Source organism: Amycolatopsis sp. CA-128772, assembly GCF_002904295.1.
Classification (GTDB): Bacteria; Actinomycetota; Actinomycetes; order Mycobacteriales; family Pseudonocardiaceae; genus Amycolatopsis.
In genome coordinates this window covers 215,616-240,475 of record NZ_PPHG01000089.1, presented here as the reverse complement: position 1 = coordinate 240,475, position 24,860 = coordinate 215,616, and the positions used below count along the sequence as shown (strand labels likewise).

Sequence of the window (24,860 nt, the reverse complement as noted above, 5' to 3'; positions counted from 1 at the left end):
CCGTCGATCCGCGGCGCCGCCGCGCGGCGCCGGAGCCCGACGCCGAACCACCCGCCCGGCGGCCCGCACAGCCGGGTGACCGGTCCGCAGGCGTGGCCGAACCCGGCGTCGAGCCGCGCCGCCTCCGGCCGCCGGTCCCACCGGTGCGCGAGGAACCGGTGACCGACGTCCTGCCCGCGCTCGCCCCGCTGCCCCCGGCCGAGCCGCCGCGCGAGGAGCCCGAGCTCTTCGCCGAGGACGACGAGTACGCGGACTACGACGAGTACGAGGAGTACGAGGAGCCGGAGTACGACGAGGAGTACGACGACTACGCCGAAGAGCCGGAAAAGCCCCGGAAGAAGAAGGGCAAGCGCGCCCTCGGCTGGGTCGCCGCGATCGCGGTGATCGCCCTGCTCGCGGGCGGCGCCTACTACGGCTTCAACCGGATCTTCGGCTACGACGACTTCGACGGCGCCGGCTCCGACGACGTCGTGTTCCAGGTGGACGACGGCGACACGACCTCCGCGATCGGCGCCAAGCTCGCCGGCGCGGGCATCGTCGCCAGCGGCAAGGCGTTCGTGAAGGCCGGCGAGGGCAACCCGAAGCTCGCCCGGGTCCAGCACGGCTTCTACGTGATGAAGTCGCACATGTCCGGGGCCAGCGCGGTCGACCGGATCACCACCCCGGACGCGCGCGTCGGGCAGCTGGAGATCCGGCCGTACACGCAGTTCGACGACATCACCCAGCCCGACGGCAAGGTCACGCCCGGCGTGTACAGCCTGATGTCGAAGGCGTCCTGCGCGCAGCTCAACGGCAAGAGCACCTGCGTCCCGGCCGACGACCTGCGCAAGGCCGTCGGCGCGGCGGACCTCAAGCAGCTCGGCGTGCCGGACTGGGCGATCGAGCCGGCGAACAAGGCCGACCGCAAGGACCGCCGGCTGGAGGGCCTGATCGCGCCCGGCGTCTACGACGTCAAGCCGGGGTCCACCGCCCAGGAGATCCTCGGGCAGCTGGTGCACAGCTCGGCCGAGGCGATCCAGAACGCCGGGCTGACCCCGCAGTCGACCGGGCCGGACGTGACGCCGTACCAGACGCTGATCGTCGCCTCGATCATCGAACGCGAGGCGGTGAAGGCCGACTTCGGCAAGCTGTCGCGGGTCGTCTACAACCGGCTGAAGAAGAACATGCGGCTGCAGATGGACTCCACCGTCAACTACGTGCTGGACCGCCCGACGCTGGCGACCAACGACAACGAGCGAGACCGGCCCGGGCCGTACAACACCTACCTGAACACCGGGCTGACCCCGACGCCCATCGCGGTGCCGAGCCCGGACGCGATCAAGGCGGCGGTCAAACCGCCGGACGGCGAGTGGGTGTACTTCGTCAAGTGCGAGAAGAACGGCCTGTCCTGCTTCGCGGTCAGCTTCGACGACCACAAGAAGAACGTCAGCCTCGCCAAGGAACGCGGTGTCTTCTGAGCCCCGCAAGGCCGCGGTGCTGGGCAAACCGGTGGCGCACTCGCTGTCCCCGGTCCTGCACGGCGCCGCGTTCGCCGCGCTCGGCCTGACCGGCTGGACGTACGAGCGGATCGAGACCGGCGCCGCGGAGCTCCCGGCGCTGGTCGACGGCCTCGGCCCGGAGTGGACCGGGTTTTCGGTGACCATGCCGGGCAAGCGCGCGGCGCTGGACCACGCGGACGAGGTGACGCCGCGCGCGGCCGCCGTCGGCGCGGCCAACACGCTGGTCCGCACCGAGCGGGGCTGGCTCGCCGACTGCACCGACGTCGAGGGCGTCACCGGGGCGCTGCGGGCGGCGGGCGGCTACCAGCCGTCCCCCGCGGACACCGCGATCGTGCTCGGCGCGGGCGGCACCGCGGCGGCGGCGGTCGTCGGGCTGGCGGACCTCGGCGTGCGGCAGGTGCGCCTGGTCGTGCGTGAACCGGCCCGGGCCGGCGAAACCCTCGACGCGGCGAAGCGGGCTTCGCTCGACGTTGACGTCCTGCGCTGGTCCAAGACGGACTTCGCGGCGCTGGCGGCGGGGGCCGCGGTGCTGGTGAACACCGTGCCGCCGGACGCGGTCGTCGCGCACGTGGCCGACCTCGCCGTGGTCGCCCACGTCCTGGACGTCATCTACCACCCGTGGCCGACCCCGCTCGCCGAAGCGGTCGCGGCCCGCGGCGGCCGGCTCGCGACCGGCCTGGACATGCTGCTGCACCAGGCGTTCGGCCAGGCCGAGCACTTCACCGGCCGCCCGGCGCCACGGGCGGCGATGCGGGACGCGTTGCGCGAAGCGACCGGGAACCTGCTGCCGCTGCCGATCGGCTGAAAAAACCACTGGCGGAGCTTCGATATCCTGGTGGACTGCCCGAATGGAGGGGGAGTCCACGCCATGTCCAGCCAAGAAGCCATGAGCGACGAGCAGATCGCCGCGATGTGCGTCGGGGAGCCGCGGGAGCTCAACTCGACGATCACCCTCGCCGAATACGACCCGGAATGGCCGAAGCTGTTCGAGCGGGAAGCGGACCGCATCCGCGGGGCGCTGGGCGAGCGGGTGCTCGTCCTCGAGCACGTCGGCTCGACGTCGGTGCCGGGGCTGTGCGCCAAGCCGATCATCGACATCCTGCTGGAGGTGCCGGACTCCGCCGACGAGGCCGCCTACGTCCCCGCGCTGGAGGCGGCGGGCTACCGGCTCGTCATCCGCGAGCCGGACTGGGAGAAGCACCGCTGCTTCAAGGGCCCGGACACGAACGTCAACCTGCACGTGTACTCGCCGGGCAACGGCGAAACCCCGCGCTACCGGTTCTTCCGCGAACGCCTCCGGACCCACCCCGAGGAGCTGGCGCTCTACGCGGACACGAAGCGCGAGCTGGCCGCAAGGGTGTGGAAGTACGTCCAGCACTACGCGGACGCCAAGACGGCCGTGATCGACGAGGTCATCGGCCGCGCCCGGGCGGAGCAGTACGACGGCCACGCCGAGGAGTACGCCGAGCACGCGGAGAAGTCCGTCACCAACGCCCTCTACGACCGGCCCGCCGTCCTGGACCTGGCCGGCGACGTCGCGGCCAAGCGGGTGCTCGACGCCGGCTGCGCGGCCGGGCACCTGAGCGCGCTGCTGGCCGCGCGGGGCGCCGACGTCCTCGGCGTCGACTCGAGCGCGGCGATGATCGCCATCGCGCGCCGGAAATCCGGCGACGCCGCCCGGTTCGAGGTCGCCGACCTCACCCGGCCCCTGGACCTGCCGGCCGCCTCGATCGACGTCGTCACCGCGTCGCTCGTGCTGCACTACCTCGAGGACTGGGGGCCGGTACTGGCCGAGTTCCGCCGGGTCCTGGTGCCCGGCGGCGTGCTGGTGTTCTCCGTGCACCACCCCGGCGAGGAGTGGCGGTGGTTCGGCAGGGAGAACTACTTCGAGCTCGAGCTGCTGGAGGACGAGTTCCCGCCCGGCCACCACGTGCGCTTCTACCGGCGGCCGCTGAGCTGGACGTTCCAGGCGGTGCGGGACGCGGGCTTCGCGGTGGACCGCCTGGCCGAGCCGATGCCGGTCCCGGAGGCCGAGGCGGCCGACCCGAAGTGGGCGGCGAACCTGCGGACCAAGCCGCGGTTCCTGTACTTCCGGGCGATCAGTCCCGCTTCGCCAGGTCCTCGACCAAGCTGACGATCTCCCGGCTGACCGGGCGGAACACCCGCAGCCGGGAGAGCGCGGCCAGCCGGGCCAGCAGGGGGACGGTGCGCTCCACCAGCAGCCGGCTGCGGTTCGTGCGTGCCGAGCGGTCGTGGACCCAGAACAGCACCACGCCCATCTGGTAGAGCCACAGCAGTTCCGGCAGCTGTGCGCGCAGTTCCGGGTCGAGTTTCACGTCGGAGCCTTCGACGACCTCGCGCATGAGGCCGATCGACGCCTCGCGGGCGGCCGTGGAGTCGGTGCTGAACGGGCTCAGCGGCGACTCCGGGTCGGCGGCGTTGACGAAGAACTGCGTGCCGAAGCGGTGGTAGGGCTCGGCGACGTCGAGCCAGCACAGCAGCACGGCCTTGAGCCGGGCGGCGAAGCCGGTTTCGCCGTCGAGCAGGGGCCGGGCCGCCGCCAGGTGCTGCCCGGCCATCTCGTCGTAGAAGCCCTGGACCAGCTGCTCCTTCGACGAGAAGTAGTAGTAGGCGTTCCCGACCGAGACGCCCGCTTCGGCGGCGATCGCGCGCATCGTCGTGCGGTTGTAGCCGTTCTCGGTGAACAGCCGCATGGCGGTCGTGACGATCAGGGACCGCGTTTCCTCGCTCTTGGCCACGCGCTGCACGTTAGCGCCGTCGCCGTCAGGGGGCCGGGTAGGGCGGGGCCGGCGGCATGCCGGGGTAGGGCAGCGGCGCCGGGACGAACTTCGGGGCCAGGTGGCGGCGCCGGATGCCGTTGAAGACCAGGACGTTGAGCAGGTGCATGACGCCGAGCACCAGGGCGACCGTGCCGATCTTGACCGAGAGCATCTCGAAGACCTCGCGGGCCGTGGCGATGTCGGCGCCGCTGGTCAGGAAGAGCGTCACGAACCCGAGGCTGACCAGGTAGAAGCCGACGACCAGGAGCTGGTTCACGGCGTTGGCCAGGCCGGGGCTGTCGGCGAAGACCTCGGTGAGGAAGGTGCGGCCGTGCTTGCTCAGCGTCCGGGCGACGAGCACGGTCAGCGGGATGCTGATCAGCAGGTAGAGGGCGTAGGCGAGGACGATCGGGTCCATGGTTCCTCCTGTTTTGAACGTGTTCAAGAAGGACGGTAGCGGAGTTTTTGAACACGTTCAAGAGAGCCGCGTCACGCCGCGGCGGCGGGGTGGCCCGGCTACGGTGACGTCCATGCGGATAGCGATCCTCGACGACTACCAGAACGTCGCCCTCACCTTCGGCGACTGGGCTTCCCTCGACGCCGACACCACGGTCTTCACCGAGCCCCTGACCGACGTCGTCACCCAGCTGCAGGGCTTCGAATGCGTGGTCGCCATGCGCGAGCGCACCCGGTTCCCGGCCGAGGTGCTCGACGCCCTGCCCGACCTGAAGCTGCTGGTCAGCACGGGCAAGCGGAACGCGGCCATCGACGTGGCGGCGGCGCGGCGCAACGGCGTCGTCGTGTCCGCCACCGGCTACATCGGCGAGCCGACCGCCGAGCACACGTGGGCGCTGATCCTGGCCGCGTCGCGGAACCTGCCGCAGGAGTTCCGCTCCATGCGCGAGGGTGGCTGGCAGACGTCCGTCGGCACGATGCTGCACGGCAAGACGCTCGGCCTGCTCGGCCTCGGCCGGCTCGGGGCCGGGGCGGCGAAGATCGGGCAGGTCTTCGGGATGGAAACCATCGCCTGGAGCCAGCACCTGACGCAGGAGAAGGCGGACCCGCACGGCGTCACCGCGGTCACGAAGGACGAGCTGTTCGCGCGGTCGGACGTGCTGTCCATCCACCTGGTGCTCGGCGACCGCACCCGCGGCCTGGTCGGTGCGGCCGAGCTCGCAGCGATGAAGCCGACGGCGCTGCTGGTGAACACCTCCCGCGGCCCGATCGTCGACGAGGCGGCGTTGGTGGACGCGTTGCGGCGCAAGGAGATTCGCGCAGCGGCGCTGGACGTCTACGACACCGAGCCGTTTCCCGCCGACCATCCACTGAGGACACTCGACAACGCGGTGCTGACCCCGCACATCGGGTTCGTCACCCGCGAGGTCTACGAGATCTTCTACGGCGACGCGGTCGAGGACATCGCGGCCTACCAGGCGGGTGCGCCGATCCGCGTCATGGAATGAGAGAGGTGTGCGGCCCGCCGGGGCCCGAGGTCCCCGCACCGGCCCTGCGGCGGGCCTGCACCCTTGGATGACACCACGCCGGCCGGGGTGGCGGCAGGGTCTTTGGACCCTGTCCCGCCCGGGTCGTCAGGCGCCGCGCCCGGTCGGCGATTTTCCCTCAGGGAAAGGGAACCGCGCCGGATGCGCAGGTGGTCCCCACCGCCGGGGCGGCCAGGTCCGTCAGGTATCGCACCACGGCCGCCGAAGCGCACGCGCTCGGGACGTCCAGGGAGGTGTGGCCGTAGCCCTCCACGACCAGGACCCGCGCGTCGCCCAGTTCCGCCGCCGTCGCCTCGGCGTTGTGCAGTGGTGTCGCCGGGTCGAACCGGTTGTTCAGCACCAGGACCGGGTTCTTGCGCGGCCGGTTCCACGGTCCGGTGTAGCGGTCTTCGTCGCGGGCCGGCCAGCCGACGCACTGCGCCATCGAGTAGACCGCGCTCAGCCCGAAGTACGGCTGCCGGGTGCTTTCCCGCGCGGCGAGGGCGGTGTAATCCGCGGGTGATTGCGGGTTGTCGCTGTCGACGCACTGGACGGCCAGGAAACCGGGGGAGTGCGTCGGGACGTACGGGTCGTGGACCGGCGAGGCGCCGCCCGGGTCCGCCGGCATCGCGGCCAGGGTCTGTGCCAGCCGCTTCCACCGGCCGGACTGGTAGAGCGCGCTGTCGACCGTCTTCATCAGGGAGCTCACGCCCGGCCCGCGGGACGCGCGGGCGAAGACGCCGGCGAACTTCGCCTTCGGGTCGCCGCCGGAGAAGGCGCACTTCGGCCCGGCCGCGGCGCACACCGCGAAGAACCGGTCGAGTTCCTGCTGCTGGGCCCCGGCGACGTCGGCTCGCACGTCCACCGGCCGGTGCTCCTGGCCGGGCTTGCCGGTGGCGTTCGCGACGAGGTCCAGCGTGCCGTCCAGCGTCATCGCGCGGACCTTGTCCGGGAACAGGTTCGCGTACGTGCCGCCCAGGTAGGTGCCGTAGGAGTACCCGTAGAAGGTCAGCGAGGCGTCTCCGACGGCCTGGCGCAGCAGTTCCAGGTCGCGGGCCACGTTCGCCGTCGAGAGGTGGCTCAGCAGGGCGCCCGAGGCGGCGCATGCCCGGCCGGTGGCCGCGCTCGCCGCGAAGAACGCGTCCGGCTGCCGCACCGGGGACCCGGCGGGCGGGAGGTGGTCCGCGCCGGGGCAGCTGATCGGCGCCGACCCGCCGATCCCGCGCGGGTCGAAGCTCACCAGGTCGAACCGGGCGCGCAGCTCCGGCGGATAGCGGGCGGCGAACCGGGTCAGCTCGCCGACGCCGTCGGTGCCGGGGCCGCCGAAGTTGAAGAACAGCGAGCCGAGCCGGCGTCCCGGGTCGCCGGCGGGCAGCCGGATCACCGACAGTGCGATCGTGGCGCCCTTCGGCTCGCGGTAGCTCAGCGGCACGGCCGCGGCCGCGCACTGGAACGGGCCGTGGCACGACGTCCAGTGCAGCGCCGGGACCGCGGCGCCGTTGGTGCCGAGCGCCGGGGGAGCGGCGGCTTGCGGGACGGGCGCGGGCGCGGGTGCGGGAGCACTGCAGGCGGACAGCAGCAGGAGGGCGGCGAGGAGAACCCGCTTCACGCGCCCCGTTCCGCCAGCACGGCGTCGGTGTAGCGCGGCCAGACCTCGGCGGCCCACGGCCCGAACGCGCGGTCGGTCAGCGCGACGCAGGCCGCGCCCGCCTCCGGGTCGACCCAGAGGAACGTGCCCGACTGGCCGAAGTGGCCGAACGTCCGCGGCGAGCTGAGCGCGCCCGTCCAGTGCGGGCTCTTGTGGTCGCGGATCTCGAACCCGAGGCCCCAGTCGTTCGGTTTCTGGTGGCCGAACCCGGGCAGCACGCCGGACAGCCCCGGGAAGACCACGTTCGTCGCCTCGGTGACGGTGGCCGGGTCCAGCAGCTTCGGGGCCTGCAGCTCGGCGGCGAACGCCACCAGGTCGTCCACAGTGGACACCGCACCGGACGCGGGGGAACCTTCCAGCGCGGTCGAAGTCATGCCGAGCGGGGCGAACAGCGCCTCGGCCTGGTACTGGGCGAACGGGATGCCGGAGTGCTCGGCCAGCGCGTCGGCCAGCTGCTCGAACCCGGCGTTGGAGTAGAGGCGCCGGGTGCCGGGCGCGGCCATCGCCTTGTGCGCGTCGAAGGCGAGGCCGGAGGTGTGGGCCAGCAGGTGGCGCACGGTCGAGCCCTCGGGGCCGGCCGGGGTGTCGAGCTCGACGACGCCCTCTTCGACCGCGATGAGCGCGGCGTAGGCGGTCAGCGGCTTGCTGACCGAGGCGAGCCGGAACCTCCGCGCGGGGTCGCCGTGGCGGCCCACGACGCTCCCGTCCGCCGCCACCACGGCCGTCGCGGCGTTGTCCACCGGCCACTCGTCGATCAGGCGCACACTCTCCATGCCGCCAGCCTACGAAACGCCGCGAAGGCCCCCGCCCTGGCCCCCGTCGGCGGGTGGCAACGAAAACCGGGCTCGCCGACTGATCTCTCGCCTGATTTCGGAATGCAACGCAACTTTGAAGATGCGCAGTCGGTTCTTGCTCGATTCCGAGTTGATCATCACTCTTTCGGTCGCTTGTGGCTCACCATGCTGAATGGTACGGAATCATCGCTTTCCGCGTGTTCGGATCAAAACTCCTTGCGGCGGCTGTGGATGGCCTGCTAGTTTCGAAATACGCCGATATCCGGCAAATAACACACGAGGGGAACTTGCAATGAATGGTGAGCATTTGGCGTTTCTCGACGCCATCGAAGCTGATCTGACCACGGCAAAGGCGCAGGTTGTGTCCGAGCCCGTTTCGGGACGGGCCAGGAGCCGGAAATTCCTTCGCGGGGCCGGAGTGGCCGGCGCCGTGATCGCGGCGAGCGTTTCCTTTTCCGCCCTGTTCGCTCCCGCCGCGTCCGCCGGCACCGCCGTCGCGGTGCCCCGCTCGCTGAGCAGCAGCTGCACGCAGCCGGATCCGATCCCGCGCGATCACTACAAGTCCTGCGGGTCCAACGGCTACTACCACTTCTACCGGGGTTCGTACACGGTGGGCAGTGGTCCCAGCGAGCGGAACTGCTACAAGTTCCACAGCGAGCTTCGCGATCTGGGCTGCGGCCACGATCCGGGCCGCGCCACCACGGCGTGCGAGTGAGGCGGGACCGGTTCGGTAGCAGGTGATCGATGACCGTGGGGGCCGGCTCCCGGATCGTGGGGCCGGCCTCCGCGGTGGTCTCGCGGGGGAGGAAGACGTGACCGACCAAGTGTTCCCGAGCCGCTGGATCCAGCGGCTCTTTCCGCCGCTCGACTCGCTGGACGCGGACGGTGTGCCGGTGGGGTGCCCGGTGAGCGTCGTCGTCCTGGCCAAGGACGAGGAACGGTGCATCGCGCGGTGCCTGGACAGCGTGGTGGGCGTGGGAGCGGATCGTGTCCTGGTCGTGGACACCGGTTCCGTGGACGGGACGACGGCCATCGTGGAGCAGTACCGGCGGCACGGTGTCGAGCCGGTGCGGGCCCCGTGGGCGGATTCGTTCGCCGAGGTCCGCAACTTCGCGATCGAGGCGGTCGGGGCGGGCTGGGTGGTCTTCCTCGACGCCGACGAATGGCTCGACCGGCCTGCCGCCGAAGAGCTCGTGGCGTGCCTGCAATCGTTGACGGTTCTCCGTGGCCTCGACCGTCTGGTCTTCGCGCCGATCATCCGGCACGTCGGCCGCGACCACGCCATGGAGGACGTTCCCCGAATATTCCGGGCCGACAGCTCGATTCGGTATCGGGGAGCGGTGCACGAATACCCGGTGTGTTCCGGACCGGTGGACGAGCCGGTCGGCATGGCCGGTTTGAACCTCGTGTTCCATCACGACGGGTACGAGCCGACGGTGATCGCCGCGAAGGACAAGCGGAATCGCAATATCCGTTTGCTGAACGCGGCGGTGAAAGACGACGCGGACAATCCGCGGTGGCCGTACTTCATGGTCCGGGACGGACTGACCGTTCTCGACCGCGCGCACATCTTGGATTTGTGCGAAACCCTGAAGGAACTGGCCGAGCGGAATCCTGGAACGGGCGACCGCCTGAACGCCCGCCAGTACTACCGCCGGGCGCTGTGCATCGCCTGTCAGGGTCTCGCGGTGATGGGCGACTGGGCGACGGTGCGCGGCTACGCCGACGAACTGGATCGGGTCGACAAGGGCGACAGCCCGGACGCCCACTACTTCCGCTCGGTCGCCGGCCTGGCCGACGGCGGGCTGACCGGCTCCGCCCTGCTGCGGACGGTACGGCTGCGGCGTGACGAGGTCCTGATCGCGAACAGTGCCGTGGACGGATCGGGTCGGCACCTCGACGCGCTGATCGCAGCGCTGCTCGAGCGGTTCAAGAGCGCGTCGGAGGCCGAGCGGTACCGGGAGATGTGTGCGCCCTGGACCGACGAGATCTTCGAGCGTTCGCGGTTGAGGCTCCGGTAGCGGAACGCGAAGGCCCCGCACCGGCTGTCGGGGAGCCGGTGCGGGGCCTTCGCGGCGTTACTCGGGTACTCAGGCGTCCAAGTCGGTGGCGACGAGCTGGGCGACCGCTTCCACGGCCTCCTCGGCGCCCTCGCCCTCGGCGCTGATGACGACCTCGTCGCCGTAGCCGGCGGCCAGGGTCATCAGGTTCAGCACGCTGCCGGCGGCCACCGGGTTACCGCCGGCCTTGGCGATCTGCACCGCGACGGGCTGCGCCGCGGCCGCCTTCGCCACCAGCGCGGCCGGCCGGGCGTGCAGGCCCACCTTGCTGGCCACGGCGACGCGTTTCTCCGGCATGTTCGTCCTCTCGCTACGGGGTGCTACGTCGGTACGGATGTTACGCGGCGGCGGTCCGGTCGAGGTCGGCCTCGACCGAGTCGTCTTCGCGGCCCGGCGTGCGCAGGTTGAACTTGATGATCGCGAAGCGGAAGACCACGTAGTAGAGCACCGCGTAGACGAGGCCGATCGGGATGAGCAGCCACGGCTTCTGCGCCGCCGGGGCGCCCAGGTTGAGCAGGAAGTCGATGCCACCCGCGGAGAAGTTGAAGCTCTGGTGGATGCCCAGCGCATTGCAGATCGCCAGCGAGGTGCCGGTCATGATCGCGTGGAAGAGGTACAGCGGCCACGCGACGAACATGAACGAGAACTCGATCGGCTCGGTCACACCGGTGAGGAACGAGGTCAGCGCCGCGGAGATCATCACGCCGCCGACGATCTTCCGCTGCGCCGGGCGGGCGGTCTGCCAGATCGCCAGTGCCGCCGCGGGCAGCGCGAACATGAAGATCGGGAAGAAGCCCGTGGTGAAGGCGCCCGCCGACATGTCGCCCGCGACGAAGTTGTTGATGTCGCCGCCCTTGAAGATGAACCAGATCGGGACGTTCAGCAGCTGGTGCAGACCGACCGGGATGAGCAGGCGGTTCAGCGCGCCGTAGATGCCGCCGCCGGCGACCGGGGAGGCGGTGACCGCGTCACCGATCGACTCGATGCCGCTGTTGACCCAGTGGAAGACCAGGCCGAAGAGCACGCCGAGGATCACCATGACGCCCGCGGTGATGATCGGCACGAACCGGCGGCCGCCGAAGAACGCCAGGTAGGCGGGCAGCTTGATGCGGTGGTACTTCTGCCACAGCAACGCCGCCACGATGCCGACGACGACACCGGCGAGCACCGAATAGGGCCACTTGATCGGTGCGAGCTCGGTGGACCCGGCGGCATACTTGGGCAGGTCCTTCAGCGGGGCGAACACCTGGATGACGCTGGTGAAGACGAAGAAGCCGACGACTGCCGCGACGGCGGTCGAGCCGTCGCCCTTCCTGGCGAAGCCGACGGCGATGCCGACCGCGAACAGCAACGGCAGCCAGTTGAACAGGGCGCCGCCGCCGGCGCCGAGCACCGAGGCGACCTTGTTCCAGCCGAGGCCCTTCGCCCCGAGCATGTCGTCCTGGCCCAGCCGGAGCAGGATGCCCGCCGCCGGGAGCACGGCGATCGGGAGCATGAGGCTACGGCCGAAGCGCTGAAGACCGGCGAGACCGCTGCCGCTCTTCTTCGCCCCCTCCGCGGTGGTCGAACTCATCTGGTTCCTCCATAGTGGGGTTGACCGGGTTCCGGGGTGTTCCGGTCCAACTGCATGGTCACCTGGTAGTGATCTCCCCGGTACCAGGACGTGATGTCTTCGATGGGGTCGCCGTTCGCGCTGGAAACCCGCCGGAACACGAGCAGCGGGCTGCCGGCGCGCATGCCGAGCAGCCGGGCCGTCTCGCGGTCCGCACCTTCGGCCCAGACCGTCTGCCACGCCCGGTCGGGACGCACACCGTACGTCTCGGCCAGCTGCGCGTAGATGGACTGGGTCAGGTCCAGTCCGAGCAGGCCGGGGGCCCGGCCCGCGTGGTACCAGCCGCGTTCGACGGCCAGTGGCACGCCGTCGGCGTGCCGCAACCGCACCAGGTGGTGCGCCGGAGCGCCCTCGGCCAGGCCGAGGGCGTGTGCCGAGGCGGTGGGCGGCACCTCGGTGGCCGCGGAGACCACCTCGGTCGTCGGGGTCAGCCCCCGCCTCCGCATGTCGTCGGTGAACGACATCAGGTAGAGCTGCAGCTCCATCCGCCGGGCCGCGGTGAACGTACCCTTGCCGCGGACCCGGGCCAGCAGGCCCTCCTCGACCAGCTTGCCGATCGCCGACCGGACCGTGAGCCGCGACACGCCGTAGCGTTGCGCCAGCTCGCGTTCGGACGGGATCGGCGCACCCGGCGGGAGCTCGCGCTCCACCGTGCGGCGGAGGATCTCCCGCAGCTGGGCGTGCTTGGGCGTGGGCCCGTTGACAACCTTGTCGGGCGGCGGGACGTGCGCGGCCGCGCTCATCGGCGTCACCCTCCTCGTTCTCGCGTCACCGGGGACCGGTGCTCGCGTCCGGCCCGGAACATTGGTACGTTCCGGTCTAGACCAATGATCTGATGGGGCAGGATGCTCCGCCGTGCGGACGGGTGTCAACCACCGTTATCCGTTCGTGGCCCGCGGCGGGGTGCATGCCGACGATCGGCGTAGTACAGGTGGACACGCGGTTCGCGTCAGGTTGGGAACAAACAGTGAGCAAGGAGACCGCGATGGCGGATGACAGGCCCGAAAAGATCCTCGCGGCACTCGGCGGCGCGGGCAACCTCACCGAGATCGAGGGCTGCATCACGCGGCTGCGCTGCGAGGTCGAGGACATGAGCCTCGTCGACGAAGCGGCGCTGAAGAAGGCCGGCGCGATGGGCGTCGTGAAGATGGGGTCGGCGGCGCTGCAGGTGATCGTCGGGCCGGAGGCGGACACGATCGCCAGCGACATCGAGGACCTGCTGTGAGCTTCGAGGTCCTCAGCCCGGTCGCCGGGCGCGTGGTGCCGATCACCGAGGTCCCGGATCCGGTGTTCGCGCAGGCCATGGTGGGCCCGGGCATCGCGGTGCAGCCCGCGGGCGGCCGGTCGGACGCGGTCGCGCCGGTCGACGGCACGGTCGCGACGCTGCACCCGCACGCCTACGTCGTCGCGACCGAGGACGGCAAGGCCGTGCTCGTCCACCTGGGCATCGACACGGTGAAGGAAAAGGGCGAGGGCTTCACGCTGCACGTCGTCAAGGGCGAGCAGGTGCGGGCCGGCCAGCCGATCGTCAGCTGGGACCCGGAGGCGGTGACCGCGGCGGGCTATTCGGCGATCGTCCCGGTCGTCGCGCTGGACGCGTCGGCGGACGTGCTGTCCGGGCTGGACGCGGACCGGGCCGTCGCGGCCGGGGACCGGTTGTTCGCCTGGGACGCCTGAGCCGGTTCGGGCACGCGTCGGGCCCTTGTGGACTCTCGTCCGCAAGGGCCCTTCGCGTGCGCCCGGCTCGTCAGCCGGTCACGACCTTGCCGTTCTCGACCTTGACCGGCACGGACGGCAGCGGCTTGTTCGCCGGGCCCTGCTTGACCTCGCCGGTGAGCGCGTTGAACACCGAGCCGTGGCACGGGCAGACCAGGTCGGCGCCCTTCGGGGTCACCGTGCAGCCCTGGTGCGTGCAGATCGCGCTGAACGCGGCGCAGGCCGATTCGGACGTCCGGGCCACGATGACGTCGGAGCCGTCCGGCGCCTTGGCCGCCTTGGCCTGGCCGACCGGGACGTCGGCCAGCGCGACCAGCGGCGTCCCGGCGGCGATCGGCGCCTGGGCGGTGCCGGACTTGGCCCCCGGCTCGGACGAGCAGGCGGAGAGCGCGACGGCGCCGACGGCGGCACCGGCGACGGCGGCACCGGTGGACAGGACGGTGCGGCGGGAGTGCAGTTCGGCTGTCATGCCCTACTGAACGAGATCGCCCCCCGTTCGGTTCAATTCCCGGTGAACCGGATCGCCCCCCGTTCCGTGTATGTAGCGGAGTGGGTGTGGAGTGGAGGAACGATCATGGTGAGCTGGATCCTGCGCATCGTCGTGGCGGCCGCACTGCTGGGCTCGGCGGGCGTGCACTACTTCCTGTGGACCGAGGACTACCCGGGCATCGTGGGCCCGCTGTTCCTGCTCGACGCGATCGCCGGGCTGGTGCTGGCGATCGCGGTCCTGGCCTGGCGGCACTGGCTGCCCGCGCTGGGCGCGGCCGGCTTCGGGGCGCTGACGCTCGGCGCGTACGTGCTGGCCGCGACGGTCGGGTTCGCCGGCAACCACGACCAGTTCAACAGCCAGCCGGAGTACTGGGGCGTCATCACGGAGGCGGTCTGCATCGTGGGCGGTCTGGCGCTGCTGTTCGTCAGGGACCGGCGCCGCGCCGCGGTCTGAGGCCCGGCCGGTGAAGGACGTCGCCGAAGAGGCGTTGATGCGGGCGCTGCACGAGGAGCACGCGTCGGCGCTGTGGTCGTACGCGCTGCACCTGACCTCGGGCGACCGGATCCGGGCCGAGGACGTCGTCCAGGAGACGCTGCTGCGGGCCTGGCGGTCGACGACGGTGCTGGACCAGTCGCAGGGCTCGGCGCGGGCGTGGCTGTTCACGGTGGCGCGGCGGATCGCCATCGACGGCTGGCGCTCGGCGTCGGCCCGCTCGGAGGTGGTCACCGACCGGCCGCCGGAGGGCGCGGTCGCCGACGGCACCGACCGCGCGGTGCAGGGCTGGCTGGTCGCGGAGGCGCTGGCCGAGCTGTCGGAACGGCACCGCGAGGTGCTGGTCCTGTGTTACTTCCAGGGCTATTCGGTGGCGGACGCCGCGCGGCGGCTGGGCGTGGCCGAAGGGACGGTCAAGTCGCGCACGCACTACGCGTTGCGCGCGCTGCGGTTGGTGCTCGAGGAGAGGGGGGTGACCCAGTGAGCGAGGACCCGTTCGCGACGTTCGACGCCGCCTACGTGCTGGGAGCGCTGTCCCCCGAGGACCGGCAGCGCTTCGAGGAGCACCTGCGCACGTGCGACCGCTGCGCGGCCTCGGTGCGCGAACTGGCGGGGCTGCCCGGGCTGCTGGCCAGGGTGGACGCCCCGGCGGTGCCGCCCGAGCTGGCGGCGCCCCCGCCCGACCTGCTGCCGTCGGTCCTCCGCCGCGTCCGGCGCGGCCGCCGGATCCGGCTCGCGGTGACGTCCGCTTCGGCCGCGCTGGCGGTGTCGGCGTGCGTCGCGCTGGCGGTGGTGGCCTCGGCGCCGCCGCCCGCCCCGCCGCCCTCGGTGGCGATGACGGCGCTGGGCGAGTTCCCGGTGCGCGCAGACGCCCGCCTCGACGCCTTCGCGTGGGGCACGCAGGTGGACATGTCGTGCAGCTACACGGGTGGCCGCAGCGGCGGCGAGTACCTCCTGGTGGCGATCGCCCGCGACGGCTCGGAGACGGAGCTGGCGACCTGGAAGGCGGTCCCGGACAACACGGCCCGCATCGTGATCGGCACGGCCCTCAAGACACCGGACCTGACGGCCCTGGAGGTCCGCCTGGCGAGCGGCCTGCCCCTCCTCCGGCTCACCCTCTGACGGCGGGAGGGGATCCGGGCCGCAGGGGGCCCCGGATCCCCTCCGGTCACGGGTGATGCCTCTCCAGTCACGAGTGATGCCCCTCCGGTCACGGGTGATGCCCGCCCGGGCGGGTGAGCGGAGGCATGTCCCGGCCCGCGCCGCGGCCGTGACAGGATTGAGCCCATGTTGCGCTGGATCACCGCAGGTGAATCGCACGGACCCGCGCTGGCCGCCGTGCTCGAAGGCATGCCCGCCGGGGTGGCCGTCACCACCGCCGACGTCACCGAGCAGCTGGCCCGCCGCCGCCTCGGCTTCGGCCGCAGCCCGCGGATGGGCTTCGAGACCGACCACATCGAGTTCCTCGGCGGCGTCCGCCACGGCCTGACCCAGGGCGGCCCGGTCGCAGTCCACATCGAGAACGCCGAGTGGCCCAAGTGGGAGCAGGTCATGGCGGCCGACCCGGTCGATCCGCAGATCCTCGAAGGCCTCGCGCGCAACGAACCGCTCACCCGGCCCCGCCCCGGCCACGCCGACCTGCCCGGCATGCAGAAGTACGGCTTCGACGAGGCCCGTCCCGTCCTGGAGCGCGCGAGCGCCCGCGAGACGGCGTCGCGGACCGCGCTCGGCACCGTCGCCCGCAACTTCCTCCGGCAGCTGCTCGGCGTCGAGATCGTCAGCCACGTCGTCTCGATCGGCGGCGCCGACGCGCCGGAGGGGCCCCTCCCCAAGCCGGAGGACCTGGCCGCCATCGACGAGAGCCCGGTGCGCGCGTTCAGCCAGGCGGGCACCGACGCCATGGTCGCCGAGGTCGACGCCGTCCGGAAGGCCGGTGACACCGTCGGCGGCGTGATCGAGGTCCTCGCCTACGGCCTCCCGCCGGGCCTCGGCTCCCACGTCCACTGGGACCGCCGGCTCGACGCGCGGCTCGCCGGCGCGCTCATGGGCGTCCAGGCGATGAAGGGCGTCGAGGTCGGCGACGGCTTCACCACCGCCCGCCGCTGGGGCAGCCAGGCGCACGACGAGATCGACCGCGGCACCGGCCCGGTCGGCGTCACCCGGCGGTCCAACCGCGCCGGCGGCCTGGAAGGCGGCATCACCAACGGCGAGCCGCTGCGCGTGCGCGTGGCCATGAAGCCGATCTCGACCGTCCCCAAAGCACTGTCCACTGTGGACGTCAAGACCGGCGAGCCCGCGGTGGCCATCCATCAGCGCTCGGACGTCTGCGCGGTGCCCCGCGCCGGGGTCGTGCTGGAGTCGGTGGTGGCGCTCGTCCTCGCCGACGCCGCCCTCGAAAAGTTCGGCGGCGACTCGCTCGCCGAGAGCAAGCGCAACGCCGAGGCGTACCTCAAGGCCCTCGAGGAGCGGTGGTGAGCCCGCGCGCGGTGATCGTCGGCCCGCCCGGCTCGGGCAAGAGCACGGTCGGGCCGCTGCTGGCCGCCGCGCTCGGCGTCGCGTTCCGGGACAGTGACGACGACATCGTCGCGCGCACCGGGCGCAGCATCTCCGACATCTTCGCCGAGGACGGCGAGCCCGCTTTCCGCGCCCTGGAAGAAGAAGCGGTCGCCACCGCGCTGGCGGAGCACGACGGCGTGCTCTCCCTCGGCGGCGGCGCGCCGCTCACCCCGGGCACCCGGGCCCGGCTGGCCCGGCACACCGTCGTGTTCCTCAACGTCGGCCTCGCGGCGGGGGTGCAGCGCACCGGGCTGTCCTCCGCGCGGCCGCTGCTGGCCGGGGTGAACCCCCGCGCCACCTTCAAGAAACTGCTCGACGAGCGGGTGCCCGTCTACCGCGAGGTCGCCACCGTCGAGATCGTCACCGACGACCGGACGCCCTCCGGGATCGTCGCGCACCTCGTGGCGGAGCTCGCCGCTCCCGCCGAAGCCAAGGAGTGAGCCACCTCGTGTCCGATCCGGTGCGGATCCCCGTCGCCACCGCCCAGCCCTACGACGTCGTGGTCGGGCGCGGCCTGCTCGGCGACCTCACCGAGCACCTGGCCGGCGCCTCGAAGATCGCGCTGATCCACCCGCCCACGCTGACCGCCACGGCCGAGGCCATCCGCGACGAGCTCAACGCGGCGGGCCTCGACGCCCACCGCGTCGAGATCCCGGACGCCGAGGACGGCAAGGCGCTCACCGTCGCGGGCTTCTGCTGGGAGGTCCTCGGCCGGATGGGGCTGGACCGCCGCGGGGCCGTGGTCGGCCTCGGCGGCGGCGCGGTCACCGACCTCGCCGGGTTCGTCGCGGGCACGTGGATGCGCGGGGTCCGGCTGGTCAACGTGCCGACGACGCTGCTCGGCATGGTCGACGCCTCGGTCGGCGGCAAGACCGGCATCAACACCGAGGCCGGCAAGAACCTCGTCGGGGTGTTCCACGAGCCGAGCGCGGTGTTCGTCGACCTCGCGACGCTGGAGACGCTGCCGCCGAACGAGCTCGTCGCCGGGATGGCCGAGGTCGTGAAGACCGGCTTCATCGCCGACCCGCGGATCCTCGAGCTGATCGAGGCCGATCCGGCCGCGGCGCTCGACCCGGCCGGTGACGTCCTGGCCGAGCTGGTCCGGCGGTCGATCCGGGTCAAGGCCGGCGTCGTCGCCGCCGACCTGCGCGAGTCCGACCTGCGCGAGATCCTCAACTACGGCCACACGCTCGGACACGCCATCGAGCGCCGCGAGCGGTACCGGTGGCGCCACGGCGCCGCGGTCAGCGTCGGCCTGGTGTTCGCCGCCGAGCTGGCGCGGCTGGCCGGCCGGCTCGACGACGCCACGGCCGGGCGCCACGCGTCCGTGCTGAAGCTGATCGGCCTGCCGACGACCTACGACGCCGACGCGCTGCCGCAGCTGCTGGAAACCATGAAGGGCGACAAGAAGACCCGCTCGGGGGCGCTGCGGTTCGTCGTCCTCGACGCGCTCGCCAAGCCCGGCCGGCTGGAGGGCCCGGACCCGGCGCTGCTCGCGGCCGCGTACTCGGCGATCGCGGCGGAGCCGTCCCGCAGCGGCGGGAGCGTGCTGCTGTGAAGGCGTTCGTGTTCAACGGCCCCAACCTCGGCCGGCTCGGCAAGCGCGAGCCGTCGGTCTACGGCTCGACCACCCACGACGACCTGGTCGCCCGGTGCGTGAAGACCGGCGAGGAGCTCGGGATCGAGGTCGAGGTCCGCCAGACCGACCACGAGGGCGAGCTGGTCGGCTGGCTGCACGAAGCGGCCGACGGCGGCCACCCGGTGGTCCTGAACGCCGGCGCGTGGACGCACTATTCGATCGCGGTGCGCGACGCCGCGGCGCAGCTGTCCGCGCCGCTGATCGAGCTGCACATCTCGAACGTGCACAAGCGGGAGGCGTTCCGGCACCACAGCGTGCTTTCGGACATCGCGACGGCGGTGATCGCGGGCCTCGGCGTCGACGGCTATCCGCTCGCCCTGCGCTGGCTCGCCACCCACGCCGGATGACGCTGCCGGCGTTGCGCACTCCGCGGCTGCGGCTGCGGCAGCTGACCGAAGCCGATCGCGAAGCCGTGGTGAAGGTGTTCGCCGACCCGGAGATGAGCCGGTACTTCGCGGCGGACTTCGCCGACCCGGTCGCGGCGAGCGCGATGGTGGACCGCCGCCTGGCCCACCGCGGCCCGGCCGGCCAGGGCCACTGGGTGATCGAGCGCGGCGGCGAGGTGATCGGCGTCGCGCACCTGCGGCCGTCGTGGGAGCTGCCGGGCGGGGTGCCCGAGCTGGGTCACTACGTCGCGAGCGCGCACGCCGGGCAGGGCCTGGCACCGAGGCCGCCCGCGCGGTGCTGGACCACGGCCTCGGCACGCTCGGGCTCCCGGCGGTGTGGGCGCTGGTCCGCGAACAGAACGCGGCGAGCCGGAAAGTGGCCGGGTGCCTGGGGTTCCTCGACGTCGGCAGCGGCGTCCACTACGGCGACCTGCACCGGGTGCTGGTGGCGCTGCCGGCGGTCCACGGGCGGCCGCACCACCTCGAGCTGTGGGTCCCGGACCTGGCCGGAGCCGAGCGCAGCTGGGGCCGGCTGCTGGCCGAGCCGGGCTGGCGGGAGTTCCAGCGCCGGCCCGGCGGTGTGAGCTGGCGGCTCGGCGGAACGTACGTCGTGGTCGAGAAGTCACCGGCGTCGAGCGCGGGGGAGCACGAGCGCACGCGGCCGGGCTTGAACCACCTGGCGCTGCACGTGGCGACCCGGGCCCAGGTCGACGACCTGGCGGCGCGGGCGGACGGGCATGGCTGGCGCCCGCTGTTCGCGGACCGGTACCCGCACGCGGGCGGCGACGCCCACTACGCGGCTTACCTGGAGAACGAGGCCGGGTTCGAGGTCGAGCTGGTCGCGGCGGAAGGCCCGCCCGCGGGCGCGTGAGGTCTTCTCCTGATCGGTAATCACGAAAGAGGGACCCTCGAACAGGAGCGCCGCCGCCCGGACGGGGTACCGCTCGCTACACTCCGGTGCCGTGCACCCGTTTCGTCGTGGGGGTCGGCGACCCGCTCGTGCCTTGCTCGCCGGTGTGCTGGCGGGGCTGCTGGTCGCGGGCTGCACCCAGGGTTACGCCCAGCCGCAGGCGGCGGGGGAGCAGCCCGCCATCGCCGGGGGAAAACCGGCCTCGCCGCGGCCCACCGACGTCAAGCTCGCTTCGGGTGACCCCCGGCAGAGTGGTGGCGTGATCGCCGCCGGCGGCGCCGACGCCGTCTACAACTACGGTCCCTCCGTCATGCTCGACCGCGGGCAGACCCGGATGTGGTGGTGCAGCCAGTACGGCGGCGCCGGGCCCGCCGGCGACGACATACTCTACGCCCAGGCGCAGTCGATGGACGGGCCGTTCACCGGACCGGGTGGCGGCATCCCGGCGGCCGTCTTCTCCGGTGCGCCCGGGCAGTTCGACGGCATGCACACCTGCGACCCGTCCGTGCTGCGCGTCGGCTCGACCTATTACCTGTACTACACCGGCGCCGCCGGGGACCACGCCCTCGGCAACGCCATCGGGCTCGCCACCAGCCCCGACGGCTTGCACTGGACGCGCGCCGCGGGCGGGCGGCCGATCCTCGGGCCGTCGCACGACGTGCACCGCGCGAACGTCTACGGCGCCGGGCAGCCCTCCGTCGTCTACCTCGACGGCTGGTTCTACCTGATGTTCACCGACACCACCGGCCGCGCCGCGGGGGCGAACGGCGCCGGGCAGTTCCTGCTCCGCTCGCGCGACCCCGCGTTCGGGTCCGGCGTGCAGGCGCTGGACGTCGGCGGGTTCGTGCCGGTCGCGTCGACGTCCGGGCCGCGGGCCCGGTCGATCGTCGACGGGTTCAGCGCCGACCTGATGTGGGTGGGGGCGCTCGCCGCGTTCATCGTCGCGCACGAGTCCGACGGCGGGACGACGCTCACCTTCTGGACCGCGGACTTCACCGAGCACCCGTTCCAGCCGGTGGTGATCCCCGGGCCGTGGCAGGAGGGGCCGGGGCTGGTGCGCCGCGCGGACGGGCACGCGCCCCTGTCGTCGGCGGACCCGTGCGACCGGGTGCCGTTCGACGTGGTGCGCGCGACGACCCTCGGCGGCGCGAGGGCACCGAGCGACCTGCGGCACTTCGGGCTGGACCTGCGCGGCAGCCAGGCGTGCGCGAACCCCGGCCGCGTCGCGGCGACGTTCGACGGCGTGACGGCCCCCTCCCCGGAGCGCACGATGGACCTGGTCAGAGCGGGCGCGCGGGTACAGGTGGACCGCCGCACGGTGGCGGTGGCCCTGGCCGGCGAGGTGCTGGAGAAGGCGCCCCCGGCCCTGGCGGCCCTGCCGGTGACGGCCCACCTGCGATCGGGAGCGGAAGCGGTGGCGGCCCCCGACGCCGGCTTCGCATTCATCCTCGACGACCACCGCCGCTGGCGAATCCCCGACGGCGGGATAGTGGGCAACAACGGCTCGACGGCCCGCCCGGTGAGCGCGGCCCAGTGGGAGGGCTACGCGCCGGGGGCTTCGCTGGTCGGCTGAGCGGCGGCACGGCTCGCGGGAGTCCGGCGGGTTTGCGGTAGGCCTTCCGCGCGGTGAGCTCGCCCGGGAACGAGGGAAGCTCGAACCCGGCCTCGCCTACCCGCGCGCAGCTCTGTCGAGCTGCGCGGGTGAGCGCGCCCGGAGAACAGCCGGCGCGGCAGGCAGGAGAGCGGAGCTGAGCTGCGCGGGTGAGCGCGCCCGGAGAACAGCCGGCGCGGCAGGCAGGAGAGCGGAGCTGAGCTGCGCGGGTGAGCGCGCCCGGAGAACAGCCGGCGCGGCAGGCAGGAGAGCGGAGCTGAGCTGCGCGGGTGAGCGCGCCCGGAGAACAGCCGGCGCGGCAGGCAGGAGAGCGGAGCTGAGCTGCGCGGGTGAGCGCGCCCGGAGAACAGCCGGCGCGGCAGGCAGGAGAGCGGAGCTGAGCTGCGCGGGTGAGCGCGCCCGGAGAACAGCCGGCGCGGCAGGCAGGAGAGCGGAGCTGAGCTGCGCGGGCGGGCGGCGCCGGAAAGGCCGCCGCGGTTCCCCGGCCGAGCAGCACCGGCGCGCCCGGGAACGAGGAGCGCTCGAACCCGGCCCACCTACCCCCGCGGTTCCTCGCCCCGCCCCTCCGGCCGCCCCAGGCGGCCGCCGACGAACAGGCCCAGGCCGGCCGGGATCAGGACCAGCAGGGCCGAGAACGCCGCTCCGCCCGTCAGTGCGCCGCCGAGTTCCGACACGCCCGTCTGGTCCACGAACACCGCGCGGCCGATCACGTACAGGATTCCCGCCACCGGGCCCGCGACCAGCGCCGAAATGAACCACACGCGTCCCCGGTCCGGGAGGCCGCGCCACGCGTCGAGGGCGCTCCACAACGCCGCCGCGCCCACCAGGACCGCCAAGGCCAGGGACACCACCAGCGTCTGGTCCGTCGGGTGGTACACGGCGTACTTGGCCAGCAGCGTGATGGCCGCGCCGTGCAGCACCGCCATCGCCAGTCCGCGAATCACCCAGGCGCTCATCCTGCGGAGTGTAGGCGGCCTACTGGCGAGTCGCTTCCCCCGGGAAGCCCGCGCACTAGGGTGGACGGGTGCCGGAAACCCATGGACGTCGCCGGGCGGCGCTGCGCGGGCTCCTGACCGGAGCCGGTGTCGAGGCGCTGCTGGTCACCGATCTGCTCAACATCCGCTACCTGACCGGCTTCACCGGGTCGAACGCCGCCCTTCTGCTGCACGCCGGCGGCGACGAGAAGACGCTCTTCTGCACCGACGGCCGCTACACCACCCAGTCGGCCGCCGAGGTACCCGACCTCGAGACCGTCGTCGACCGGGCGAGCGCCGCCGCCCTCGTGGCGCGGGCCGCGAAGGACGGCAAGACCTACGGGCAGCTGGGGTTCGAGAGCCAGCACGTCAGCGTCGAGCAGTACGAAACGCTGAGCGAACAGGTGCCGCTGAAACGGACCCCCGGCCTCGTCGAGCGGCTGCGCGAGGTCAAGGACGAGGCCGAGATCGAGGCGCTGCGCCAGGCGTGCGCCGCCGCCGACCGGGCGCTCGACGACCTGGTCGCCGCCGGGGGTCTCCGTCCCGGGCGGACCGAGCTGGAGATCGCCCGCGACCTGGAGAACCGGATGCTGGGGCACGGCTCGTCCGCGCCCAGCTTCGCGTCCATCATCGCCGCCGGCGCGCACTCGGCCATCCCGCACCACCAGCCGACGCACGCCGAGCTGAAGCGCGGCGACTTCGTCAAGCTGGACTTCGGCGCGACCGTCGACGGCTACCACTCCGACATGACCCGCACCTTCGTCCTCGGCGAGCCCGCGGACTGGCAGCGGGACGTCTACGACCTCGTCCACGCGGCCCAGGCGGCGGGCGTCGCCGCGGTCGTCCCGGGCGCCGAAGTGTCCGATGTGGACGCCGCCGCGCGGGACTTGATCAAGGAGGCCGGGCACGGCGAGCACTTCGCGCACGGTCTCGGCCACGGCGTCGGCCTGCAGATCCACGAGGCGCCCAGCTTCGCCGCGACGGGCGTCGGTACACTGGCCGCCGGTATGGCGGTCACCGTCGAGCCCGGCGTGTACCTCGCGGGGCGCGGTGGCGTGCGCATCGAGGACACGCTCGTCGTGCGGGCTGGGGAGCCCGAACTCCTCACCCTGAGCACCAAGAACCTCGTGGTCGTCTGACGGCGGCCCCGAACACCGGAAGATCGACACAGGAGACAGCAAGCTCGTGGCCACGACCAACGACCTGAAGAACGGGCTCGTCCTCAACCTGGACGGCCAGCTCTGGACCGTCACCGCGTTCCAGCACGTCAAGCCCGGCAAGGGCGGCGCCTTCGTGCGCACCACGCTCAAGCACGTGCTCACCGGCAAGGTGGTCGACAAGACGTTCAACGCGGGCACGAAGGTCGACACGGCCACGGTGGACCGCCGGAACATGACGTACCTGTACAAGGACGGCGCCGACTTCGTCTTCATGGACGGCGACACCTACGACCAGATCACGGTCCAGGCCGCGGTCGTCGGCGACAACGCCAACTACATGCTCGAGAACACCGAGGTCCAGGTCGCGGTGCACGAGAACGAGGCGCTCTACATCGAGCTCCCGACCTCGGTCGAGATCGTCATCCAGCACACCGACCCGGGCCTGCAGGGCGACCGCTCCACCGGCGGCACCAAGCCGGCCACGCTGGAGACCGGCGCGGAGATCCAGGTCCCGCTGTTCCTGTCCACCGGCGAGAAGATCAAGGTCGACACCCGCGACGGCCGTTACCTGGGCCGCGTCTCCAGCTGATGCCGACGTCGAAACCCCACCCGAACCGCGGCGGCGCGATCAGCCGCCGTCAGGCGCGCCGCCGCGCGGTGGAAATGCTGTACGAGGCCGCGCAGCGCGACACCGACGCGGTGACGCTGCTGGCCGACCGGGTCGGCGCGACGGAGGTCGATCCGATCGCGGACTACACGATCAGCCTGGTCGAGGGCGTCACCGGCCGGAAGGCCCGGATCGACGAGCTGCTGGCCGAGCACGCGCAGGGCTGGACCCTGGAGCGGATGCCGAAGGTCGACCTCGCCGTGCTGCGGGTCGGGGTCTACGAGCTGCTCTGGGCCGAGGACGTGCCGGACCCGGTCGCGATCGACGAGGCCGTCGGCCTGGCGAAGGAACTGTCCACGGACGACTCGCCGCGGTTCGTCAACGGCGTCCTGGGCCGGATCGGCACCATCGCCGACCGCCTGCGCGCGGTTCTCTAGGAGCGGC

Annotated in this window: 28 protein-coding genes and 1 pseudogene; 20 read left to right on the top strand and 9 right to left on the bottom strand. The window is 72.3% G+C overall.

Annotation, left to right across the window (positions count from 1 at the left end; genetic code table 11):
• The 3 genes from mltG to C2L59_RS40250 form a co-directional block, all read left to right on the top strand.
• A partial coding sequence (gene mltG / locus C2L59_RS40260; RefSeq protein ID WP_233223954.1) for an endolytic transglycosylase MltG occupies positions 1–1,457 on the top strand: 1,457 nt, incomplete at its 5' end.
• Between the two features lie 16 nt (positions 1,458–1,473).
• Positions 1,474–2,304: a shikimate dehydrogenase gene (locus C2L59_RS40255; RefSeq protein ID WP_233223959.1), complete on the top strand. Its 831-nt coding sequence runs from the start codon at positions 1,474–1,476 to the stop codon at positions 2,302–2,304.
• A gap of 63 nt (positions 2,305–2,367) precedes the next feature.
• Positions 2,368–3,633, top strand: coding sequence for a GrpB family protein (locus C2L59_RS40250; protein WP_103354820.1), 1,266 nt, complete (start codon positions 2,368–2,370; stop codon positions 3,631–3,633).
• On the opposite strand, the gene C2L59_RS40245 is transcribed toward C2L59_RS40250, so the two are convergent.
• Positions 3,599–4,258 carry a TetR/AcrR family transcriptional regulator gene (locus C2L59_RS40245; protein ID WP_103354819.1) on the bottom strand — a complete coding sequence of 220 codons (660 nt, stop codon included), beginning with the start codon at positions 4,256–4,258 and terminating at the stop codon, positions 3,599–3,601. The two genes, C2L59_RS40250 and C2L59_RS40245, sit on opposite strands and share 35 nt — an antisense overlap.
• A gap of 25 nt (positions 4,259–4,283) precedes the next feature.
• On the bottom strand, positions 4,284–4,697 hold the full coding sequence (locus C2L59_RS40240) for a hypothetical protein (protein WP_103354818.1): 414 nt from the start codon (positions 4,695–4,697) through the stop codon (positions 4,284–4,286).
• A gap of 112 nt (positions 4,698–4,809) precedes the next feature.
• On the opposite strand from C2L59_RS40240, the gene C2L59_RS40235 reads away from it, so the two are divergent.
• Positions 4,810–5,742 (top strand): D-2-hydroxyacid dehydrogenase family protein, encoded by a 933-nt coding sequence (locus C2L59_RS40235; RefSeq protein ID WP_103354817.1) that lies wholly within the window; start codon positions 4,810–4,812, stop codon positions 5,740–5,742.
• A 157-nt stretch (positions 5,743–5,899) separates the two neighbouring features.
• Here C2L59_RS40235 and C2L59_RS40230 read toward each other — a convergent pair whose 3' ends face one another.
• On the bottom strand, positions 5,900–7,369 hold the full coding sequence (locus C2L59_RS40230; protein ID WP_103354816.1) for an alpha/beta hydrolase: 1,470 nt from the start codon (positions 7,367–7,369) through the stop codon (positions 5,900–5,902).
• Positions 7,366–8,181: a serine hydrolase gene (locus C2L59_RS40225; protein ID WP_103354815.1), complete on the bottom strand. Its 816-nt coding sequence runs from the start codon at positions 8,179–8,181 to the stop codon at positions 7,366–7,368. The genes C2L59_RS40230 and C2L59_RS40225 overlap by 4 nt, the downstream gene beginning before the upstream one ends.
• 328 nt (positions 8,182–8,509) lie before the next feature.
• Here C2L59_RS40225 and C2L59_RS40220 point away from each other — a divergent pair, with 328 nt between their 5' ends.
• Complete coding sequence (locus C2L59_RS40220; RefSeq protein ID WP_146060505.1) at positions 8,510–8,917, top strand: hypothetical protein; 408 nt, start codon at positions 8,510–8,512, stop codon at positions 8,915–8,917.
• A gap of 97 nt (positions 8,918–9,014) precedes the next feature.
• Positions 9,015–10,223 (top strand): glycosyltransferase family 2 protein, encoded by a 1,209-nt coding sequence (locus C2L59_RS40215; RefSeq protein ID WP_158263144.1) that lies wholly within the window; start codon positions 9,015–9,017, stop codon positions 10,221–10,223.
• 69 nt (positions 10,224–10,292) lie between these two features.
• Here C2L59_RS40215 and C2L59_RS40210 read toward each other — a convergent pair whose 3' ends face one another.
• Genes C2L59_RS40210 through C2L59_RS40200 form a run of 3 tightly spaced genes read right to left on the bottom strand, consistent with a single transcriptional unit; the run spans position 10,293 to position 12,617 of the window.
• A complete protein-coding gene (locus tag C2L59_RS40210; protein ID WP_103335999.1) occupies positions 10,293–10,559 on the bottom strand; it encodes an HPr family phosphocarrier protein in 267 nt (88 codons plus the stop codon).
• A 40-nt stretch (positions 10,560–10,599) separates the two neighbouring features.
• A complete protein-coding gene (locus C2L59_RS40205; RefSeq protein ID WP_103354812.1) occupies positions 10,600–11,835 on the bottom strand; it encodes a PTS transporter subunit EIIC in 1,236 nt (411 codons plus the stop codon).
• Positions 11,832–12,617: a GntR family transcriptional regulator gene (locus C2L59_RS40200; protein WP_103354811.1), complete on the bottom strand. Its 786-nt coding sequence runs from the start codon at positions 12,615–12,617 to the stop codon at positions 11,832–11,834. Before C2L59_RS40200 ends, C2L59_RS40205 begins: the two co-directional genes overlap by 4 nt.
• Before the next feature lie 92 nt (positions 12,618–12,709).
• On the opposite strand from C2L59_RS40200, the gene C2L59_RS40195 reads away from it, so the two are divergent.
• Together C2L59_RS40195 and C2L59_RS40190 are read left to right on the top strand one after the other, a co-directional pair.
• On the top strand, positions 12,710–13,099 hold the full coding sequence (locus C2L59_RS40195) for a glucose PTS transporter subunit EIIB (protein WP_370444821.1): 390 nt from the start codon (positions 12,710–12,712) through the stop codon (positions 13,097–13,099).
• Positions 13,096–13,551, top strand: a complete 456-nt coding sequence (locus C2L59_RS40190) for a PTS glucose transporter subunit IIA (protein ID WP_103354809.1) — start codon at positions 13,096–13,098, stop codon at positions 13,549–13,551. Before C2L59_RS40195 ends, C2L59_RS40190 begins: the two co-directional genes overlap by 4 nt.
• Before the next feature lie 70 nt (positions 13,552–13,621).
• On the opposite strand, the gene C2L59_RS40185 is transcribed toward C2L59_RS40190, so the two are convergent.
• On the bottom strand, positions 13,622–14,059 hold the full coding sequence (locus C2L59_RS40185) for a ubiquinol-cytochrome c reductase iron-sulfur subunit (protein WP_103354808.1): 438 nt from the start codon (positions 14,057–14,059) through the stop codon (positions 13,622–13,624).
• A 105-nt stretch (positions 14,060–14,164) separates the two neighbouring features.
• Between C2L59_RS40185 and C2L59_RS40180 the strand changes: the two genes are divergently transcribed.
• The 9 genes and pseudogenes from C2L59_RS40180 (at position 14,165) to C2L59_RS40140 (ending at position 21,636) form a co-directional block, all read left to right on the top strand.
• Entirely contained in the window at positions 14,165–14,533 is a 369-nt protein-coding gene (locus C2L59_RS40180; RefSeq protein WP_103354807.1) for a hypothetical protein, read from the top strand.
• Between the two features lie 10 nt (positions 14,534–14,543).
• Positions 14,544–15,056: a sigma-70 family RNA polymerase sigma factor gene (locus C2L59_RS40175; RefSeq protein WP_103354806.1), complete on the top strand. Its 513-nt coding sequence runs from the start codon at positions 14,544–14,546 to the stop codon at positions 15,054–15,056.
• On the top strand, positions 15,053–15,694 hold the full coding sequence (locus tag C2L59_RS40170) for an anti-sigma factor (protein ID WP_103354805.1): 642 nt from the start codon (positions 15,053–15,055) through the stop codon (positions 15,692–15,694). Before C2L59_RS40175 ends, C2L59_RS40170 begins: the two co-directional genes overlap by 4 nt.
• A 165-nt stretch (positions 15,695–15,859) precedes the next feature.
• A complete protein-coding gene (gene aroC, locus C2L59_RS40165; protein WP_103354804.1) occupies positions 15,860–17,047 on the top strand; it encodes a chorismate synthase in 1,188 nt (395 codons plus the stop codon).
• A complete protein-coding gene (locus C2L59_RS40160) occupies positions 17,044–17,568 on the top strand; it encodes a shikimate kinase (RefSeq protein ID WP_199199566.1) in 525 nt (174 codons plus the stop codon). Before aroC ends, C2L59_RS40160 begins: the two co-directional genes overlap by 4 nt.
• Before the next feature lie 8 nt (positions 17,569–17,576).
• Positions 17,577–18,686: a 3-dehydroquinate synthase gene (gene aroB / locus C2L59_RS40155; RefSeq protein WP_103354848.1), complete on the top strand. Its 1,110-nt coding sequence runs from the start codon at positions 17,577–17,579 to the stop codon at positions 18,684–18,686.
• Entirely contained in the window at positions 18,683–19,114 is a 432-nt protein-coding gene (aroQ, locus tag C2L59_RS40150) for a type II 3-dehydroquinate dehydratase (RefSeq protein WP_103354802.1), read from the top strand. The genes aroB and aroQ overlap by 4 nt, the downstream gene beginning before the upstream one ends.
• Positions 19,111–20,024, top strand: a pseudogene (locus C2L59_RS50515) (GNAT family N-acetyltransferase). Before aroQ ends, C2L59_RS50515 begins: the two are co-directional and overlap by 4 nt.
• A 133-nt stretch (positions 20,025–20,157) precedes the next feature.
• Positions 20,158–21,636 carry a beta-xylosidase gene (locus tag C2L59_RS40140; RefSeq protein ID WP_103354801.1) on the top strand — a complete coding sequence of 493 codons (1,479 nt, stop codon included), beginning with the start codon at positions 20,158–20,160 and terminating at the stop codon, positions 21,634–21,636.
• Positions 21,637–22,211: 575 nt separating this feature from the next.
• On the opposite strand, the gene C2L59_RS40135 is transcribed toward C2L59_RS40140, so the two are convergent.
• The gene (locus tag C2L59_RS40135; RefSeq protein WP_199199564.1) at positions 22,212–22,631 is read right to left on the bottom strand and encodes a B-4DMT family transporter; all 420 of its coding nucleotides are present in this window, start codon (positions 22,629–22,631) and stop codon (positions 22,212–22,214) included.
• A gap of 68 nt (positions 22,632–22,699) precedes the next feature.
• Here C2L59_RS40135 and C2L59_RS40130 point away from each other — a divergent pair, with 68 nt between their 5' ends.
• Genes C2L59_RS40130 through nusB form a run of 3 tightly spaced genes read left to right on the top strand, consistent with a single transcriptional unit; the run spans position 22,700 to position 24,853 of the window.
• A complete protein-coding gene (locus C2L59_RS40130; protein ID WP_103354799.1) occupies positions 22,700–23,788 on the top strand; it encodes a Xaa-Pro peptidase family protein in 1,089 nt (362 codons plus the stop codon).
• Between the two features lie 46 nt (positions 23,789–23,834).
• Complete coding sequence (efp, locus tag C2L59_RS40125) at positions 23,835–24,398, top strand: elongation factor P (protein WP_103354798.1); 564 nt, start codon at positions 23,835–23,837, stop codon at positions 24,396–24,398.
• Positions 24,398–24,853, top strand: coding sequence for a transcription antitermination factor NusB (gene nusB / locus C2L59_RS40120; protein ID WP_103354797.1), 456 nt, complete (start codon positions 24,398–24,400; stop codon positions 24,851–24,853). Before efp ends, nusB begins: the two co-directional genes overlap by 1 nt.
• Positions 24,854–24,860: the final 7 nt, after the last annotated feature.

Excerpts from the sequence above, each read along its gene's own strand:
- C2L59_RS40135 (WP_199199564.1), bottom strand. The coding sequence starts at position 22,631 with ATGAGCGCCTGGGTGATTCGCGGACTGGCGATGGCGGTGCTGCACGGC.
- C2L59_RS40195 (WP_370444821.1), top strand. The coding sequence starts at position 12,710 with ATGGGGCAGGATGCTCCGCCGTGCGGACGGGTGTCAACCACCGTTATC.
- C2L59_RS40250 (WP_103354820.1), top strand. The coding sequence starts at position 2,368 with ATGTCCAGCCAAGAAGCCATGAGCGACGAGCAGATCGCCGCGATGTGC.
- C2L59_RS40210 (WP_103335999.1), bottom strand. The coding sequence starts at position 10,559 with ATGCCGGAGAAACGCGTCGCCGTGGCCAGCAAGGTGGGCCTGCACGCC.
- C2L59_RS40225 (WP_103354815.1), bottom strand. The coding sequence starts at position 8,181 with ATGGAGAGTGTGCGCCTGATCGACGAGTGGCCGGTGGACAACGCCGCG.
- C2L59_RS40200 (WP_103354811.1), bottom strand. The coding sequence starts at position 12,617 with ATGAGCGCGGCCGCGCACGTCCCGCCGCCCGACAAGGTTGTCAACGGG.
- C2L59_RS40180 (WP_103354807.1), top strand. The coding sequence starts at position 14,165 with ATGGTGAGCTGGATCCTGCGCATCGTCGTGGCGGCCGCACTGCTGGGC.
- C2L59_RS40205 (WP_103354812.1), bottom strand. The coding sequence starts at position 11,835 with ATGAGTTCGACCACCGCGGAGGGGGCGAAGAAGAGCGGCAGCGGTCTC.
- aroC (WP_103354804.1), top strand. The coding sequence starts at position 15,860 with ATGTTGCGCTGGATCACCGCAGGTGAATCGCACGGACCCGCGCTGGCC.
- C2L59_RS40240 (WP_103354818.1), bottom strand. The coding sequence starts at position 4,697 with ATGGACCCGATCGTCCTCGCCTACGCCCTCTACCTGCTGATCAGCATC.
- C2L59_RS40185 (WP_103354808.1), bottom strand. The coding sequence starts at position 14,059 with ATGACAGCCGAACTGCACTCCCGCCGCACCGTCCTGTCCACCGGTGCC.
- C2L59_RS40235 (WP_103354817.1), top strand. The coding sequence starts at position 4,810 with ATGCGGATAGCGATCCTCGACGACTACCAGAACGTCGCCCTCACCTTC.
- nusB (WP_103354797.1), top strand. The coding sequence starts at position 24,398 with ATGCCGACGTCGAAACCCCACCCGAACCGCGGCGGCGCGATCAGCCGC.